At 72.6% G+C, this 12,486-nt stretch carries 10 protein-coding genes; 7 read left to right on the plus strand and 3 right to left on the minus strand.

The window, feature by feature from the left end:
* Positions 1-16: 16 nt before the first annotated feature.
* Positions 17-835 carry an exodeoxyribonuclease III gene (locus tag ACFVXJ_RS26830; RefSeq protein ID WP_389665463.1) on the plus strand — a complete coding sequence of 273 codons (819 nt, stop codon included), beginning with the start codon at positions 17-19 and terminating at the stop codon, positions 833-835.
* On the opposite strand, the gene ACFVXJ_RS26835 is transcribed toward ACFVXJ_RS26830, so the two are convergent.
* The gene (locus ACFVXJ_RS26835) at positions 802-1,491 is read right to left on the minus strand and encodes a MerR family transcriptional regulator (protein WP_389665465.1); all 690 of its coding nucleotides are present in this window, start codon (positions 1,489-1,491) and stop codon (positions 802-804) included. The two genes, ACFVXJ_RS26830 and ACFVXJ_RS26835, sit on opposite strands and share 34 nt — an antisense overlap.
* A 161-nt stretch (positions 1,492-1,652) precedes the next feature.
* Here ACFVXJ_RS26835 and ACFVXJ_RS26840 point away from each other — a divergent pair, with 161 nt between their 5' ends.
* The 4 genes from ACFVXJ_RS26840 to ACFVXJ_RS26855 all read left to right on the plus strand — a co-directional run bounded on the left by ACFVXJ_RS26840 (position 1,653) and on the right by ACFVXJ_RS26855 (position 5,339).
* Positions 1,653-3,221: a flavin-containing monooxygenase gene (locus ACFVXJ_RS26840; protein ID WP_389665571.1), complete on the plus strand. Its 1,569-nt coding sequence runs from the start codon at positions 1,653-1,655 to the stop codon at positions 3,219-3,221.
* On the plus strand, positions 3,218-4,189 hold the full coding sequence (locus tag ACFVXJ_RS26845) for an alpha/beta fold hydrolase (RefSeq protein ID WP_389665467.1): 972 nt from the start codon (positions 3,218-3,220) through the stop codon (positions 4,187-4,189). The genes ACFVXJ_RS26840 and ACFVXJ_RS26845 overlap by 4 nt, the downstream gene beginning before the upstream one ends.
* On the plus strand, positions 4,186-5,079 hold the full coding sequence (locus ACFVXJ_RS26850) for an SDR family oxidoreductase (protein WP_389665469.1): 894 nt from the start codon (positions 4,186-4,188) through the stop codon (positions 5,077-5,079). The genes ACFVXJ_RS26845 and ACFVXJ_RS26850 overlap by 4 nt, the downstream gene beginning before the upstream one ends.
* 77 nt (positions 5,080-5,156) lie before the next feature.
* A complete protein-coding gene (locus ACFVXJ_RS26855) occupies positions 5,157-5,339 on the plus strand; it encodes a hypothetical protein (protein ID WP_389665471.1) in 183 nt (60 codons plus the stop codon).
* An 81-nt stretch (positions 5,340-5,420) separates the two neighbouring features.
* Here ACFVXJ_RS26855 and ACFVXJ_RS26860 read toward each other — a convergent pair whose 3' ends face one another.
* The gene (locus ACFVXJ_RS26860; RefSeq protein WP_389665473.1) at positions 5,421-8,714 is read right to left on the minus strand and encodes a S41 family peptidase; all 3,294 of its coding nucleotides are present in this window, start codon (positions 8,712-8,714) and stop codon (positions 5,421-5,423) included.
* A 151-nt stretch (positions 8,715-8,865) separates the two neighbouring features.
* Between ACFVXJ_RS26860 and ACFVXJ_RS26865 the strand changes: the two genes are divergently transcribed.
* Positions 8,866-9,456 (plus strand): TetR/AcrR family transcriptional regulator, encoded by a 591-nt coding sequence (locus ACFVXJ_RS26865; protein ID WP_389665475.1) that lies wholly within the window; start codon positions 8,866-8,868, stop codon positions 9,454-9,456.
* 138 nt (positions 9,457-9,594) lie between these two features.
* Positions 9,595-11,787 (plus strand): MMPL family transporter, encoded by a 2,193-nt coding sequence (locus tag ACFVXJ_RS26870; protein ID WP_389665476.1) that lies wholly within the window; start codon positions 9,595-9,597, stop codon positions 11,785-11,787.
* A gap of 164 nt (positions 11,788-11,951) precedes the next feature.
* Here the strand turns inward: ACFVXJ_RS26870 and ACFVXJ_RS26875 are convergent, their stop codons facing one another.
* Complete coding sequence (locus ACFVXJ_RS26875; RefSeq protein ID WP_389665478.1) at positions 11,952-12,338, minus strand: SsgA family sporulation/cell division regulator; 387 nt, start codon at positions 12,336-12,338, stop codon at positions 11,952-11,954.
* Positions 12,339-12,486 lie beyond the last annotated feature (148 nt).

The following is a 12,486-nucleotide window of genomic DNA, read 5'->3' on the forward strand; positions in this document are numbered from 1 at the left end:
CCGCTATCGTGCGGGGATGCTCACCGTGACCACCGTGAATGTGAATGGGATCCGCGCCGCCGCGAAGAAGGGCTTCGTCGAGTGGCTCGCCGGATCCGACGCCGACGTCGTGTGCCTCCAGGAGGTACGGGCCGAGGAGGCGCAGATTCCGGTGGAGGCACGCGAGCCCGAGGGCTGGCACACCGTGTTCGCGCCGGCCGCCGTCAAGGGGCGGGCCGGGGTCGCGCTCTACACGCGCCGGGCGCCCGAGCGGGTGCGGATCGGCTTCGGGAGCGCCGAGTTCGACGACTCCGGCCGGTACGTCGAGGTGGACCTGCCGGGGGTGACCGTGGCGAGCCTGTACCTGCCGTCCGGGGAGGCCGGGACCGCGAAGCAGGACGAGAAGTACCGGTTCATGAAGGAGTTCCTGGACCACCTCGCCGAGCTGAAGGTGCGGGCCGCCGCCGACGGGCGCGAGGTGGTGGTCTGCGGTGACTGGAACATCTGCCACCAGGAAGCCGACCTCAAGAACTGGAAGACCAACCGCAAGAACGCCGGGTTCCTGCCCGAGGAGCGGGAGTGGCTCGGCAAGGTCTACCGCGAAGCCGGCTACGTCGACGTGGTGCGGGTGTTGCACCCGGACACCGACGGGCCCTACTCCTGGTGGTCCTACCGCGGCCGGGCCTTCGACAACGACGCCGGCTGGCGCATCGACCTCCAGGTCGCCACCCCCGGGCTCGCGGAGCGGGCCGTGAAGGCGTGGGTGGAGCGGGCCGAGACGCACCCCGAGCGGTGGTCCGACCACGCCCCGGTGACGGTCGTCTACGCCTCGGGTTCCCGACCCCCGCGCTCCTGACCGCCGGAGGCCGGCGAGCGGTCCATCGCCATGGTGAGCTCCGCCTCGACCACGCTCTTCGCGAGCGGCCGCAGCCGGGGCAGCGCGTCCTCGTCCGCCAGGTGCGTGGAGATCAGCTCCGTGAAGAGGGCCGCGAGGGCGTCGGCGTGCTCGCGCACCCGGCGCCCCGTCTCCAACACCGCCGCCAGCGGGACGCCCTCGCGGACCAACGCCGAGGAGACCTCCAGCAGGCGGCGGCTGACGTGCACGATCTCGTCGCCGTCGACGGCGAGGTAGCCGAGGTCCAGGGCGGCCGCCAGGTTCTCCGGGGTGACCTCCCCCTCGAAGTAGTCGGCCAGCGCCTCCGGCGTCAGGCGTACGGGGGTCTCCTCGGACCAGCCGATGCCCAGCAGTTCGCCGAGTTGGCCGACGTCGCGGCCGTTCTCGAAGGCGGCCGTCAGCTCGGCGATCCCGCCGAGGGTGTGGCCGCGTTCCAAGAGGGCGGCGATGGTGCGCAGCCGGGCGAGGTGGTGCTCGTCGTACCAGGCGATCCGACCATCGCGGCGGGGTGGCGGCAGGAGCTTGCGCTCACGGTAGAAGCGCAGGGTGCGCACCGGGATGCCGGCCGCCTCGGCCAGCTCCTCCGTACGGTATTCGCGTGTCTTTTCTTCCGCCACATGCGCAGCGTAGGGCGTACCCGGGGTAACTTTCCCGCCGCGACCCCTACCCATGGGTACGGGGCTGCTCTACCCTCCCGATTGTGCCAGTGATTGCTGGCAGTGTTCGGTGACGGTGCGGCTGGGACAGTGGAAGCGGAAGGCGGGCGGGCATGGGCGGCATGGACGGGCGCGAACACGTGCGGGTGGCGGTGATCGGCTCCGGGTTCGGCGGGTTGGGCGCGGCGGTACGGTTGCGGCGCGAGGGGATCACCGACTTCGTCGTACTGGAACGGGCCGACTCCGTCGGCGGGACGTGGCGCGACAACAGCTATCCCGGGTGCGCGTGCGACGTTCCCTCGCACCTCTACTCGTTCTCCTTCGCGCCGAATCCGGACTGGCCCCGGACCTTCTCCCGGCAGCCGGCGATCCGCGCGTACCTGGAGCACGTCGCCGACACCTTCGGGCTGCGCCCGCACATCCGGCTGAACTCCGAGGTGCGGATGATGCGCTGGGACGCCGACGAGCTGCGCTGGGAGATCGAGACCTCCGCCGGCGACCTGACCGCCGACGTGGTGGTGTCGGCGACCGGGCCGCTGTCCGACCCGAAGACGCCGGAGATCCCGGGGCTGGCCGAGTTCCCCGGCAAGGTCTTCCACTCCGCCCGCTGGGACCACGACTACGACCTGCGCGGCAAGCGCGTCGCGATGATCGGCACCGGTGCCTCGGCCATCCAGATCGTCCCCGCCATCGCCCCCGACGTGGAGCGCCTCACGCTGTTCCAGCGCACCCCGCCGTGGGTGATGCCGCGCACGGACCGGGCGATCTCCGCCGTCGAGCGCCGGCTGCACCGGCAACTGCCCTTCACCCGCGCCGCCCGGCGCGGACTGCTGTGGGGCATCCGCGAACTCCAGGTCAGCGCCTTCACCAAGCGGCCCAACCAACTCGGGCTGATCGAGTCCCTGGCGAAGGCCAACATGGCGCGCTCGATCAAGGACCCGGAGCTACGGGCCAAGCTGACCCCCTCGTACCGGATCGGCTGCAAGCGGATCCTGCTCTCCAGCGAGTACTACCCGGCGCTCGCCCGGCCGAATGTGGACCTGGTCGCCTCCGGGCTGACGGAGATCCGCGGGAACACGCTGATCGCGGCGGACGGGACCGAGACCGAGGTCGACGCGATCGTCTTCGGCACCGGCTTCCACGTCACGGACATGCCGATCGCCGACCGGGTGGTGGGCGCGGGCGGCGAGACGCTCGCGGACGCGTGGAAGGACGGGATGCAGGCGCTGCGCGGGGCGACGGCGGCGGGCTTCCCCAACTGGATGACGATCATCGGTCCCAACACCGGGCTCGGCAACAGCTCCATGATCTTGATGATCGAGTCGCAGCTCAACTACATGGCGGACTACCTGCGCCAGTTGGACGTGCTCGGAGGCCGGGTCGCCCTCGCCGCCCGGCCCTCGGCGGTGGGCGCCTGGAACCGACACGTCCAGGAGCGGATGAAGCGCACGGTGTGGAACACCGGCGGCTGCACCAGTTGGTACCTGGACGCCAACGGCCGCAACACGACGGTCTGGCCGGGCACCACCGGCGAGTTCCGGCGCGAGACGCGCTCGGTCGACCTCGCGGAGTACGAGGTCGTACGCGTGCGGCGCCGGGAGCGGGAGCGCGTCGCCGCCGAGGCGGCCGTCCCCGCGCCCGCGGCGCCGCCGGCCGCCGCGCCCGCCACCGTCGAGGAGGGCGCGGCATGAGGCGCCCCGCGTACGTCACCTCCGGCCGGTACGCGCCCCCGGCGGCCCGGCGCGAGCTGGTCGCGGTCTCCGCCGACGGGGCCCGGCTGCACGTCGAGGTCCACGGCGACGAGGACGCCCCGCCCGTGGTGCTGTCCCACGGCTGGACCTGCTCCACCGCGTTCTGGGCCGCGCAGGTACGGGACCTGGCCGAGGACCACCGGGTCATCGCCTACGACCAGCGCGGGCACGGCCGCAGCCCCGCCGGCCGGTGGTACACCACCGGCGCGCTCGCCGACGACCTCGTCGCGGTCCTGGAGGCCACCCTCGCCCCCGGTGAACGGGCGGTCGTCGCGGGCCACTCCATGGGCGGCATGACGATCATGGCCGCCGCCGGGCGGCCCGGGTTCACCGAGCACGTCGCGGCCGCCCTGCTGTGCAGCACCGGCAGCGCACGGCTGGTCGCGGAGGCGCTGGTCCTGCCGGTGCGCGCCGGGCGCGCGCGGACCCGTATCACCGGCGCGATCCTCGGATCCCGCGCCCCCCTCGGGCCCGTCACGCCCCTGGGCAAGCGGGTCCTGAGGTACGCCACCATGGGTCCCCGTGCCACGGCCGACCAGATCGAGGCGTGTGCCCGCATCGTCCACGGTTGCCCCACCGCCGTCCGGCACGCCTGGTCGCAGGTGCTCGCCGGGCTGGACCTGGAGGCGAACCTGGCCGCGCTGACCGTGCCCACCGCCGTCGTCGGCGGCACCGCCGACCGCCTGACCCCGATGTCGCACGCACGCGCCCTCGCCGCCGCGCTGCCCGACTGCGCCGGTCTCACCGAGCTGCCCGGTGCGGGCCACATGACCCCGATCGAGGCGCCGGAAGCCGTCGCCCGGGTGATCCGCGAACTGACCGCCCGGCTCCCGGCGCCCCACCGACCCGCCGGCGCCCCCCTCGCCACCGCCCCGCTCGACACCACCCCGAAGGAGAAGACGCCGTGAGCGCTCGCAGGAGTCTGGAAGGCCAGGTCGCCGTCGTCACCGGCGCCGCCCGCGGGGTCGGTGAGCTGCTGGCCCGGAAGCTGTCCGCGCGGGGGGCGAAGGTCGCCCTGGTCGGGCTGGAGCCGGAGGCCCTCAAGGAGGTCTCCGAACGGCTGCACACCGACAGCGCCCACTGGCACGCCGATGTCACCGACCACGAGGCCATGGCCCGGGTCGCGCAGGAGGTCAAGCAGCGCTTCGGCAAGGTGGACGTCGTCGTCGCCAACGCGGGCGTGGCCGCCGGCGGGCCGTTCGTCGACTCCGACCCGGACGCCTGGCGCCGGGTGATCGAGGTGAACCTGATCGGCGGGGCCGTGACCGCCCGCGCGTTCCTGCCCGTACTGACGGAGAGTCGCGGCTACTTCCTCCAGATCGCCTCCCTCGCGGCGATCACCCCGGCGCCGATGATGACGGCGTACTGCGCCTCCAAGTCGGGGGTCGAGGCGTTCGCGCACTGCCTGCGCGCCGAGGTCGGCTACAAGGGCGTCAAGGTGGGCGTCGGTTACCTCTCCTGGACCGACACCGACATGGTGCGCGGCGCCGACCGGGACGAGGTCATGCGGGAGTTGCGCGGGCGGCTGCCGTGGCCGGCGAACCGCACGTACCCGCTGGGCCCGGCCGTCGACCGGATCGTGGCCGGTATCGAGCGGCGCTCGCCGCACGTGTACGCGCAGTGGTGGCTGCGCGGCATGCAGGGCGTACGGGGCTACCTGCCGGCGGTCATAGCGGCCGGCGGGCAGCGGGAGATGCGGCGCTTCGAGCCGCGGCTGGCCGGTGTGTCCCGTGGACTGGTCGGCGCCGGCGGAGCCGCCGACGAGCAGGAGCGGACGGCGGGCACCCCGCGCAGCTGATTCGACATGCGGCCTGCGTCCGCCCGTGCGAGTGTGGTCGATGCCCGACCACCGAGACCCCGCACGGAGTGGACAGCATGGGTATCAAGGACCGGTCCCGGGACGGGACGGACGAACCCGACGAGGCCCGGCAGCCGGAGCGGGACGAGGCGGCGCGGCGCGGCGGCCCCGCCCAGGACGGGCCGGCCCGGGCCGAGAAGGGCCGCGGGCGGCGCCGGACGGACGGCGTCCGCGGCGAGTTCGACGACGACTGGGACTAGGTCCTGGCGGGACGCCTTCGAGGCGCAGCGAGGGGCGCGGCCCGTTTCGACGGGTCGCGCCCCTCGCGTCCGCGCGGACGCCTACGGCCTCGGCGGGAGCTTCGGCCGGCGCAGGTCCGGGACGTCCTCGTAACCGGGCGGGACCGCCGCCGGGTCCTGCTCCAGCAGCTCCAGCGCCAGTTCGACGGCGTCGTCCAACTGCGCGTACCGCCCCTCCGCCCAGTCGAGCGGGGTGCGCAGGATCGCCAGGTCCGGCTCCACGCCGTGGTTCTCCACCGACCAGCCGTACTCCGGGAACCACGCCGCGTTCATCGGCACGGTGATCACCGTCCCGTCGCCCAGGGTGTGCCGGCCGGTCATCCCGACCACCCCGCCCCAGGTGCGCTGGCCGACGACCGGCCCCAGCCCCAGCAGCTTGAAGGCCGCCGTGATCATGTCGCCGTCCGAGGAGGTCGCCTCGTCGGCCAGTGCCACGATCGGCCCCCGCGGCGCGTTGGAGGCGTACGACACCGGCTCCGCGTTCCGGGTGAGGTCCCAGCCGAGGATGGAGCGGGTCAGCTTCTCCACCACCAGCTCGCTGATGTGCCCGCCCGCGTTGCCGCGGACGTCCACGATCAGCGCGGGCCGTGACATCTCCATCCGCAGGTCGCGGTTGAACTGGGCCCAGCCCGAGCCGCCCATGTCGGGGATGTGCAGGTAGCCGCACTTGCCGCCGCTGAGCTCCCGGACCACCGCCCGCCGCTTGGACACCCAGTCCTGGTAGCGCAGCGGCCGTTCGTCGATGAGCGGGACGACCGCGACCCGGCGGGCGGGGCCCTCGCCCTCGGCCGGTTCGAAGGTCAGCTCCACCGTGGTGCCGCCCGCCGCGGACAGCAGCGGGTACGGCCCCGCCACCGGATCGACCGGGCGGCCGTCGACGTGGGTGAGGACCGCGCCCTCGCGGATGCCGGTGCCGGCGAGCGGGGAGCGGGCCTTGGAGTCCGACGACTCGCCGGGCAGGATGCGCGAGACGGTCCAGGCCCCGTCGCGCGGGACGAGGTTGGCGCCGAGCAGGCCGATGGCCCGCTGGTAGTGCGGGGGCCCCTCGTTGCGGCGGGCGGGGGACACGTACGCGTGCGAGGTGCCGAGTTCGCCGAGCACCTCGCGCATCAGGTCCGCGAACTCGTCGGGGGAGGCGACCCGTTCGACCAGGGGGCGGTACTGGCGCAGCACCCCGTCCCAGTCGATGCCGCACATGTCCGGCTCCCAGAAGTAGGCGCGGATCAGCCGGCCCGCCTCCTCGAAGGCCTGGCGCCATTCGGCGGCCGGGTCGACCTCGTGCAGGATGCGCCGCAGGTCCAGGTAGACGGTGGAGTCGCTGTCGCCCGACTCGGTCGCCGGGACCGCCCGCAGGTCGCCGTCGTCGTTGACGACCAGCCGGGTGCCGTCGCCGCTGACCGCGAACCAGTCCAGTCCGGAGGCCAGTTCGGTCTTGCGCGCCTTGGTGATGTCGAAGTATTCCAGCGTCGGTTTGCCCGTCATGTCCGCCGGGTTCGCGAAGGTCTCGCCGAGCGCGCCGGAGATCGGCCAGCGCAGCCAGACCAGCCCGCCGCCGTGCACCGGGAAGAGGGCGGAGTACTTCGACGCCGACACCGGGAAGGGCGTCACCCGGCTCTCCAGCCCCTCGACCTCCACGATCACCGCGCCGTCGCCCTCGCCGGACTCGCCCTCCACCGGGTCCAGTCCACCGGCGGCGGGCCGGCCGTCGGGGGTGAACGCGAACGGCGAGGGGGTGGCCGAGGACAGCGGGACCAGGTACGGGCGGCAGCCCAGCGGGAAGGACAGGTCGCCGGTGTGCACGTCGTACACCGGGTCGAAGCCGCGCCAGGACAGGAAGGCGAGGTAGCGGCCGTCCCGGGTGAAGACCGGGTTCTCGTCCTCGAAGCGGCCGTTGGTGACGTCGACGACCGTGTGCGGGCCGGGGCCGGAGATCCGCGCCATCTTGATCTGGCGCAGCGAACGCCCGATGCCGGGGTGCGACCAGGTCAGCCAGCAGCCGTCGGGGGAGAACGCCAGGTCGTTGACGGGCCCGTTGGCGGACCGGATCAGCTCGGTGACCTCCCCGTCGGACTCCTCGGTGGCGTCGATGAGGAGCAGCCGTCCGTCGTTGGAGGCGATGGCGAGGCGCTCGCCGTCCGGGTCGGACAGCAGTTCCAGGACGCGGCCGAGCTTCCCGGAGGCCAGCCGGCGCGGTTGCCGGGGCCCGGAGGCGCGGGGCAGGTAGCCGATCTCGATGGCGTCCTCGCCCTCGGCGTCCGTCACGTACGCGACCTGCCCGGCGCCGCCGAGCATCTCGGGCAGCCGCACCCGTACGCCCGGGGTGTCGGCGATGGTGCGGGCCGGGCCGTCGCGGTGGGTGAGCCAGTACAGGCTGCCGCGTACGACGACGGCGCTGGCCCGCCCGGTCGTGTCGACGGAGAGCGAGTCGACGTGGCTGGCGGCCGGGACCTGGTACGTGCGCCGGCCGGCGCGCGGGCCGCCGAGGCGGACGTCGAGCTTGCGGGGGGAGGCGTCGGCGGCCAGGGAGTCGACGAGCCAGAGGTCGCCCGCGCACTGGTAGACGACCCGGGCGCCGTCGCTGGAGGCGTGCCGGGCGTAGAACTCCTCGTGGTCGGTGTGGCGCCGCAGGTCGGTGCCGTCGGGCAGGCAGGAGTAGAGGTTGCCGATCCCCTCGTGGTCGGAGAGGAAGGCGATCCGGCCGTCCACGAACATGGGGGAGTCGAGGTGGCCCTCGATGTCCTCCAGCAGCCGGGTGCCGTGCAGCCAGAGCCGGCCGGTGGCGCCGCCCCGGTAGCGCTTCCAGGCCGCCGGCTCGTGCGGCGGCTTGCCGGTGAGCAGGAGGGTGCGCCGCTCGGGGGAGCCGTTGCCGTTCGGGACGTCGTGGACGGCGATGTCGGAGACCGGGCCCCAGGGAAGCCGGCGGCCGGGGCTGCCGTCGGTGGGCAGGCAGTAGGCCCAGGAGTAGTAGGAGAAGGGCTGGCCGTGCGAGGAGACGGCCAGGATGTCGCTGCGGCCGTCCTTGTCCGGCGGGGCCCAGCCGCAGACCCGGGTGTCGGTGGAGCCCCAGTAGCTCAGTCTGCGGGCGGGGCCGCCGGCGACGGGGGCGAGGTGGATCTCGGGGTCGAGGCTGCGCCAGGTGGTGAAGGCGATGTGACGTCCGTCGGGGGAGAAGCGCGGGTGCCCGACCCGCGTCCGGTCGACGGTGATGCGCCAGGCCCGTCCGGCGTCGGCGCCGGGCGGCACGAGGGGCGCCACCCAGAGGTCGTCTTCGGTGGCGAAGCACAGGAGGTCGTCGTGTAGGTGCGGGTATCGGAGGTACGCGCCGTCGTGACTCACCCCCCAATGCTTTCCGCGCGGAGGGGCCCTGGCAACTCGTACAGGTGATCCATGCCACGCCGGCATCGAAACGGAACGGTTTCGTTTCGATGGCGGCGGGGGTATGGTCTGAGGAGTACGAAACGGTTTCGTTCGGATGGGAGGCGTGGAGATGACCGAAGAGGGTTCGTCACGACGCACCCGGATCAGCCCCGAACGGGAAGCCGAACTCCACGGGGCGGTCCTCGACCTCCTGCGCGAGGTCGGCTACGAGGCGTTGACCATGGACGCGGTCGCCGCCCGTACGAAGTCCAGCAAGGCGACCCTCTACCGCCAGTGGGGGAGCAAGCCCGAACTGGTCGCGAAGGCCCTGCGGTGCACCCAGCCGGTCTCCCTCCGGGAGATCGACACCGGCAGCCTGCGCGGGGACCTGGCCCTCATGGTCGAGCACTCCGACGACGCGCAGATGGCCAAGGACACCGCCCTGATGCGGGGCCTGGCCCACGCCGTCCACGAGAGCCCCGAGCTCCACAAGGCGCTGCGGGACCTGCTGGTGGACCCCGAGATCAACGGCCTGCAGGTGATGCTGCGGCGCGCGGTGGACCGCGGGGAGATCGAACCGGACTGTCCGGCCCTCGACTTCGTACCGCACATGCTCATCGGGGCGTTCATCGCGCTCCCGCTGATCGAGGACCGCTCGGTCGACCGGGCTTTCCTCGCCTGCTTCATCGACGCCGTGGTGTTCCCCGCCCTCGGCGTCTGATCCTCCCCCCGCCCTCCCCGGGGCGGGTCCGCTGCTCCTGACACGCCGCTCTCGTCGTCGGGCCGGCTCTCCATGCCCTCGGGGGGTGCCTGACGGCGCCCCCACCCATTCCACGACCCGAACGGGAGAACCACCGACGTGGCCACCTTCCTCTACCGACTCGGCAGGGGCGCCTTCCGGCGCCGTCGCTTCGTCGCCCTCGTCTGGGTGGCACTGCTGTTCGCCGCCGGCTTCGGCGCGGCGTCGGCGTCCGCCCCCACCTCAGGCTCGTTCTCCATACCCGGCACGGAGGCCCAGAAGGCCTTCGACCTGCTGGAGCAGCGCTTCCCGGGCATGACCGCCAACGGCGCGACCGCCCGCATCGTCATCAAGGCGCCGGACGGCGCCAAGGTCACCGACCCGGCTCCCAAGGCCCAGGTCGAGAAGATCGTCTCCGGCCTCAAGGGCGGCGCCGGCGCCGACCAGATCGCCTCGGTCGACGACCCGTACCAGTCCAAGGCGATCAGCCAGGACTCGCGTACCGCCTACATCAGCGCCAAGTACAAGGTCAGCGGCATGGAGCTGACCGACGCGACCCGCGACGCGCTCAAGGAGTCCGGCCAGGCCGCCCAGGCCGCCGGGCTGACCGTCGAGATCGGCGGTGACGCGCTGATGACGGCTCCCGAGACCGGCTCCGGCGAGGTCATCGGCATCCTGATCGCCGCCGTCGTCCTGGTCGTCACCTTCGGCTCGCTGATCGCGGCCGGACTGCCGCTGCTGACCGCGCTGATCGGCGTGGGCATCGGCGTCTCCTCGATCACGGCGCTCGCCAACGTGCTGGACCTCGGCTCCACCACCTCGACCCTGGCGATGATGATCGGCCTCGCCGTCGGCATCGACTACGCCCTCTTCATCGTCTCCCGCTACCGCGTGGAGCTCGCCGAGGGCCGCGAGCGCGACGAGGCCGCGGGCCGGGCCGCCGGAACCGCCGGCTCCGCCGTGGTGTTCGCCGGCCTGACCGTGGTCATCGCCCTGGTGGGCCTGGCCGTCGTCAACATCCCGATGCTGACGAAGATGGGCTTCGCGGCGGCCGGCACCGTCGTCATCGCGGTGCTCGTCGCCCTGACCCTGGTCCCCGCCATCCTCGGCTTCGCGGGCAAGAAGGTCCTGCCGGCCGGCACCAAGAGCAGGCTGTTCGGCAAGGGCAAGCCGGCCGGCGCCGAGCCCAAGGCCAACGGCGGCACCCGCTGGGCCCGCTTCGTCCTGCGCCGCCCGATCCTGGTGCTGCTGGCCGGTGTGATCGGCCTCGGCGCGATCGCGATCCCGGCGGGCAAGCTGGAGATGGGCCTTCCGGACGACGGGGCCCAGCCCGTCTCCACCACCCAGCGCCGGGCGTACGACCTGCTGTCCGACGGCTTCGGCCCGGGCTTCAACGGCCCGCTGATGGTGGTCGTGGACGGCGACAAGGCGCTCGCGGACAAGACGGTCGACCGGATCAAGGGCCTGGAGGGCGTGGCCGTGGTCACCCCGCCGATGCCCAACAAGGCGGGCGACGCGGCGATCATCAACGTGATCCCGAAGGACCGTCCGTCCTCCACCGAGACCGAGAAGCTGGTCCACACGATCCGCGACGGCAGCGGCGACGACGTCCTCGTCACCGGCGCGACCGCGATGAACATCGACTTCTCGCAGAAGATGAACGACGCGCTGGTGCCCTACCTCGCGCTCGTCGTCGGTCTCGCCTTCCTGCTGCTGATGCTGGTGTTCCGCTCGGTCCTGGTCCCGCTCAAGGCGGCCCTCGGCTTCCTGCTGTCGGTCGTCGCGGCCCTCGGCGCGGTCGTCGCGGTCTTCCAGTGGGGCTGGCTGGGCTCGCTCTTCGGGGTGGAGCAGACCGGTCCGATCATGTCGATGATGCCGATCTTCATGGTGGGCGTCGTCTTCGGCCTGGCGATGGACTACGAGGTCTTCCTGGTCACCCGGATGCGCGAGGCGTACGTCCACGGCGAGCGCCCGGGGCAGGCCGTGGTGACCGGCTTCCAGTACAGCGCGCGGGTGGTGGTGGCCGCCGCCGTCATCATGATCGCGGTGTTCTCGGGCTTCATCGGCGCGAGCGAGCAGATGGTCAAGATGATCGGCTTCGGTCTGGCCGTCGCCGTCTTCTTCGACGCCTTCGTGGTCCGCATGGCCATCGTCCCGGCGGTGCTGGCGCTGCTCGGGCACAAGGCGTGGTGGCTGCCGAAGTGGCTCGACCGCATCCTCCCGAACGTGGACGTGGAGGGCGAGAGCCTGCGCAAGCACCTCGGGGAGTCCGCCCAGGGCCCCGACAAGGACCGGGAACTGGTCAACGCCTGACCGCCGGCTTCCGCCGACCCGGGTGCCCGAACCCGCCGCCCGACCTTGCTCCGCACGGGTGAACGACCGGCCCCGCACCGCCTGACAGCCAGGTGGTGCGGGGCCGGTCGCGTGTGCGTCCAGTGCCGGGCGCCGCGACCCGGTGGAGCTTCCCGGTCACAGCATCAGCGTCCGGTGGCGAACGTACGGCGCAGGAAGCGGCGCAGCGCGGCGCTGTCGAACTGGACGACGGCCACGCCCTCGGGCGCGTGGAACTCGACGATGACCTGCACCCGGCCGCAGGGCCAGACGCGTACGTCGCCGGTCCCGCTCGGGGCCAGCAGGCCCGCCTCCAGCAGGGCGCGGGGCAGGACCCACTCGTTGTCGGTGCCCTCGGGGGAGACCCCCGCGGGGAAGACGATCCGGACGGCGAGCGGCTCGGCGGGGGCGAAGCGCAGGGCGACCGGTACGGCGCGGTAGAGCGGATCGTCGGTGATCACGCGGGCACGGACCCGTTCCTCGACTGCGGTCCTGGTGGCGGTCGCGTGGGGATTCTCGGCGGTGGCTGACATCTCCAAGACTCCTCCATGTCGGAACATATGGGTCCTTATTCCCCCCAGCCTCGCACATTCCCACCAAACCGCCTGCTTCCAGTTGTGCTGTGAGCGCTCTTGCCAACGGTTTGCAACTGGGCACTATTCTTGAACGGTTAAAGAGTGT

The organism is Streptomyces sp. NPDC058279 (assembly GCF_042881255.1).
Lineage (GTDB): Bacteria > Actinomycetota > Actinomycetes > Streptomycetales > Streptomycetaceae > Streptomyces.

What these genes read in the sequence shown, in the direction of transcription:
- ACFVXJ_RS26830 (WP_389665463.1), top strand. Translation starts at nt 17, where the DNA reads ATGCTCACCGTGACCACCGTGAATGTGAATGGGATCCGCGCCGCCGCG.
- ACFVXJ_RS26840 (WP_389665571.1), top strand. Translation starts at nt 1,653, where the DNA reads ATGGACGGGCGCGAACACGTGCGGGTGGCGGTGATCGGCTCCGGGTTC.
- ACFVXJ_RS26875 (WP_389665478.1), bottom strand. Translation starts at nt 12,338, where the DNA reads ATGTCAGCCACCGCCGAGAATCCCCACGCGACCGCCACCAGGACCGCA.
- ACFVXJ_RS26845 (WP_389665467.1), top strand. Translation starts at nt 3,218, where the DNA reads ATGAGGCGCCCCGCGTACGTCACCTCCGGCCGGTACGCGCCCCCGGCG.
- ACFVXJ_RS26865 (WP_389665475.1), top strand. Translation starts at nt 8,866, where the DNA reads ATGACCGAAGAGGGTTCGTCACGACGCACCCGGATCAGCCCCGAACGG.
- ACFVXJ_RS26855 (WP_389665471.1), top strand. Translation starts at nt 5,157, where the DNA reads ATGGGTATCAAGGACCGGTCCCGGGACGGGACGGACGAACCCGACGAG.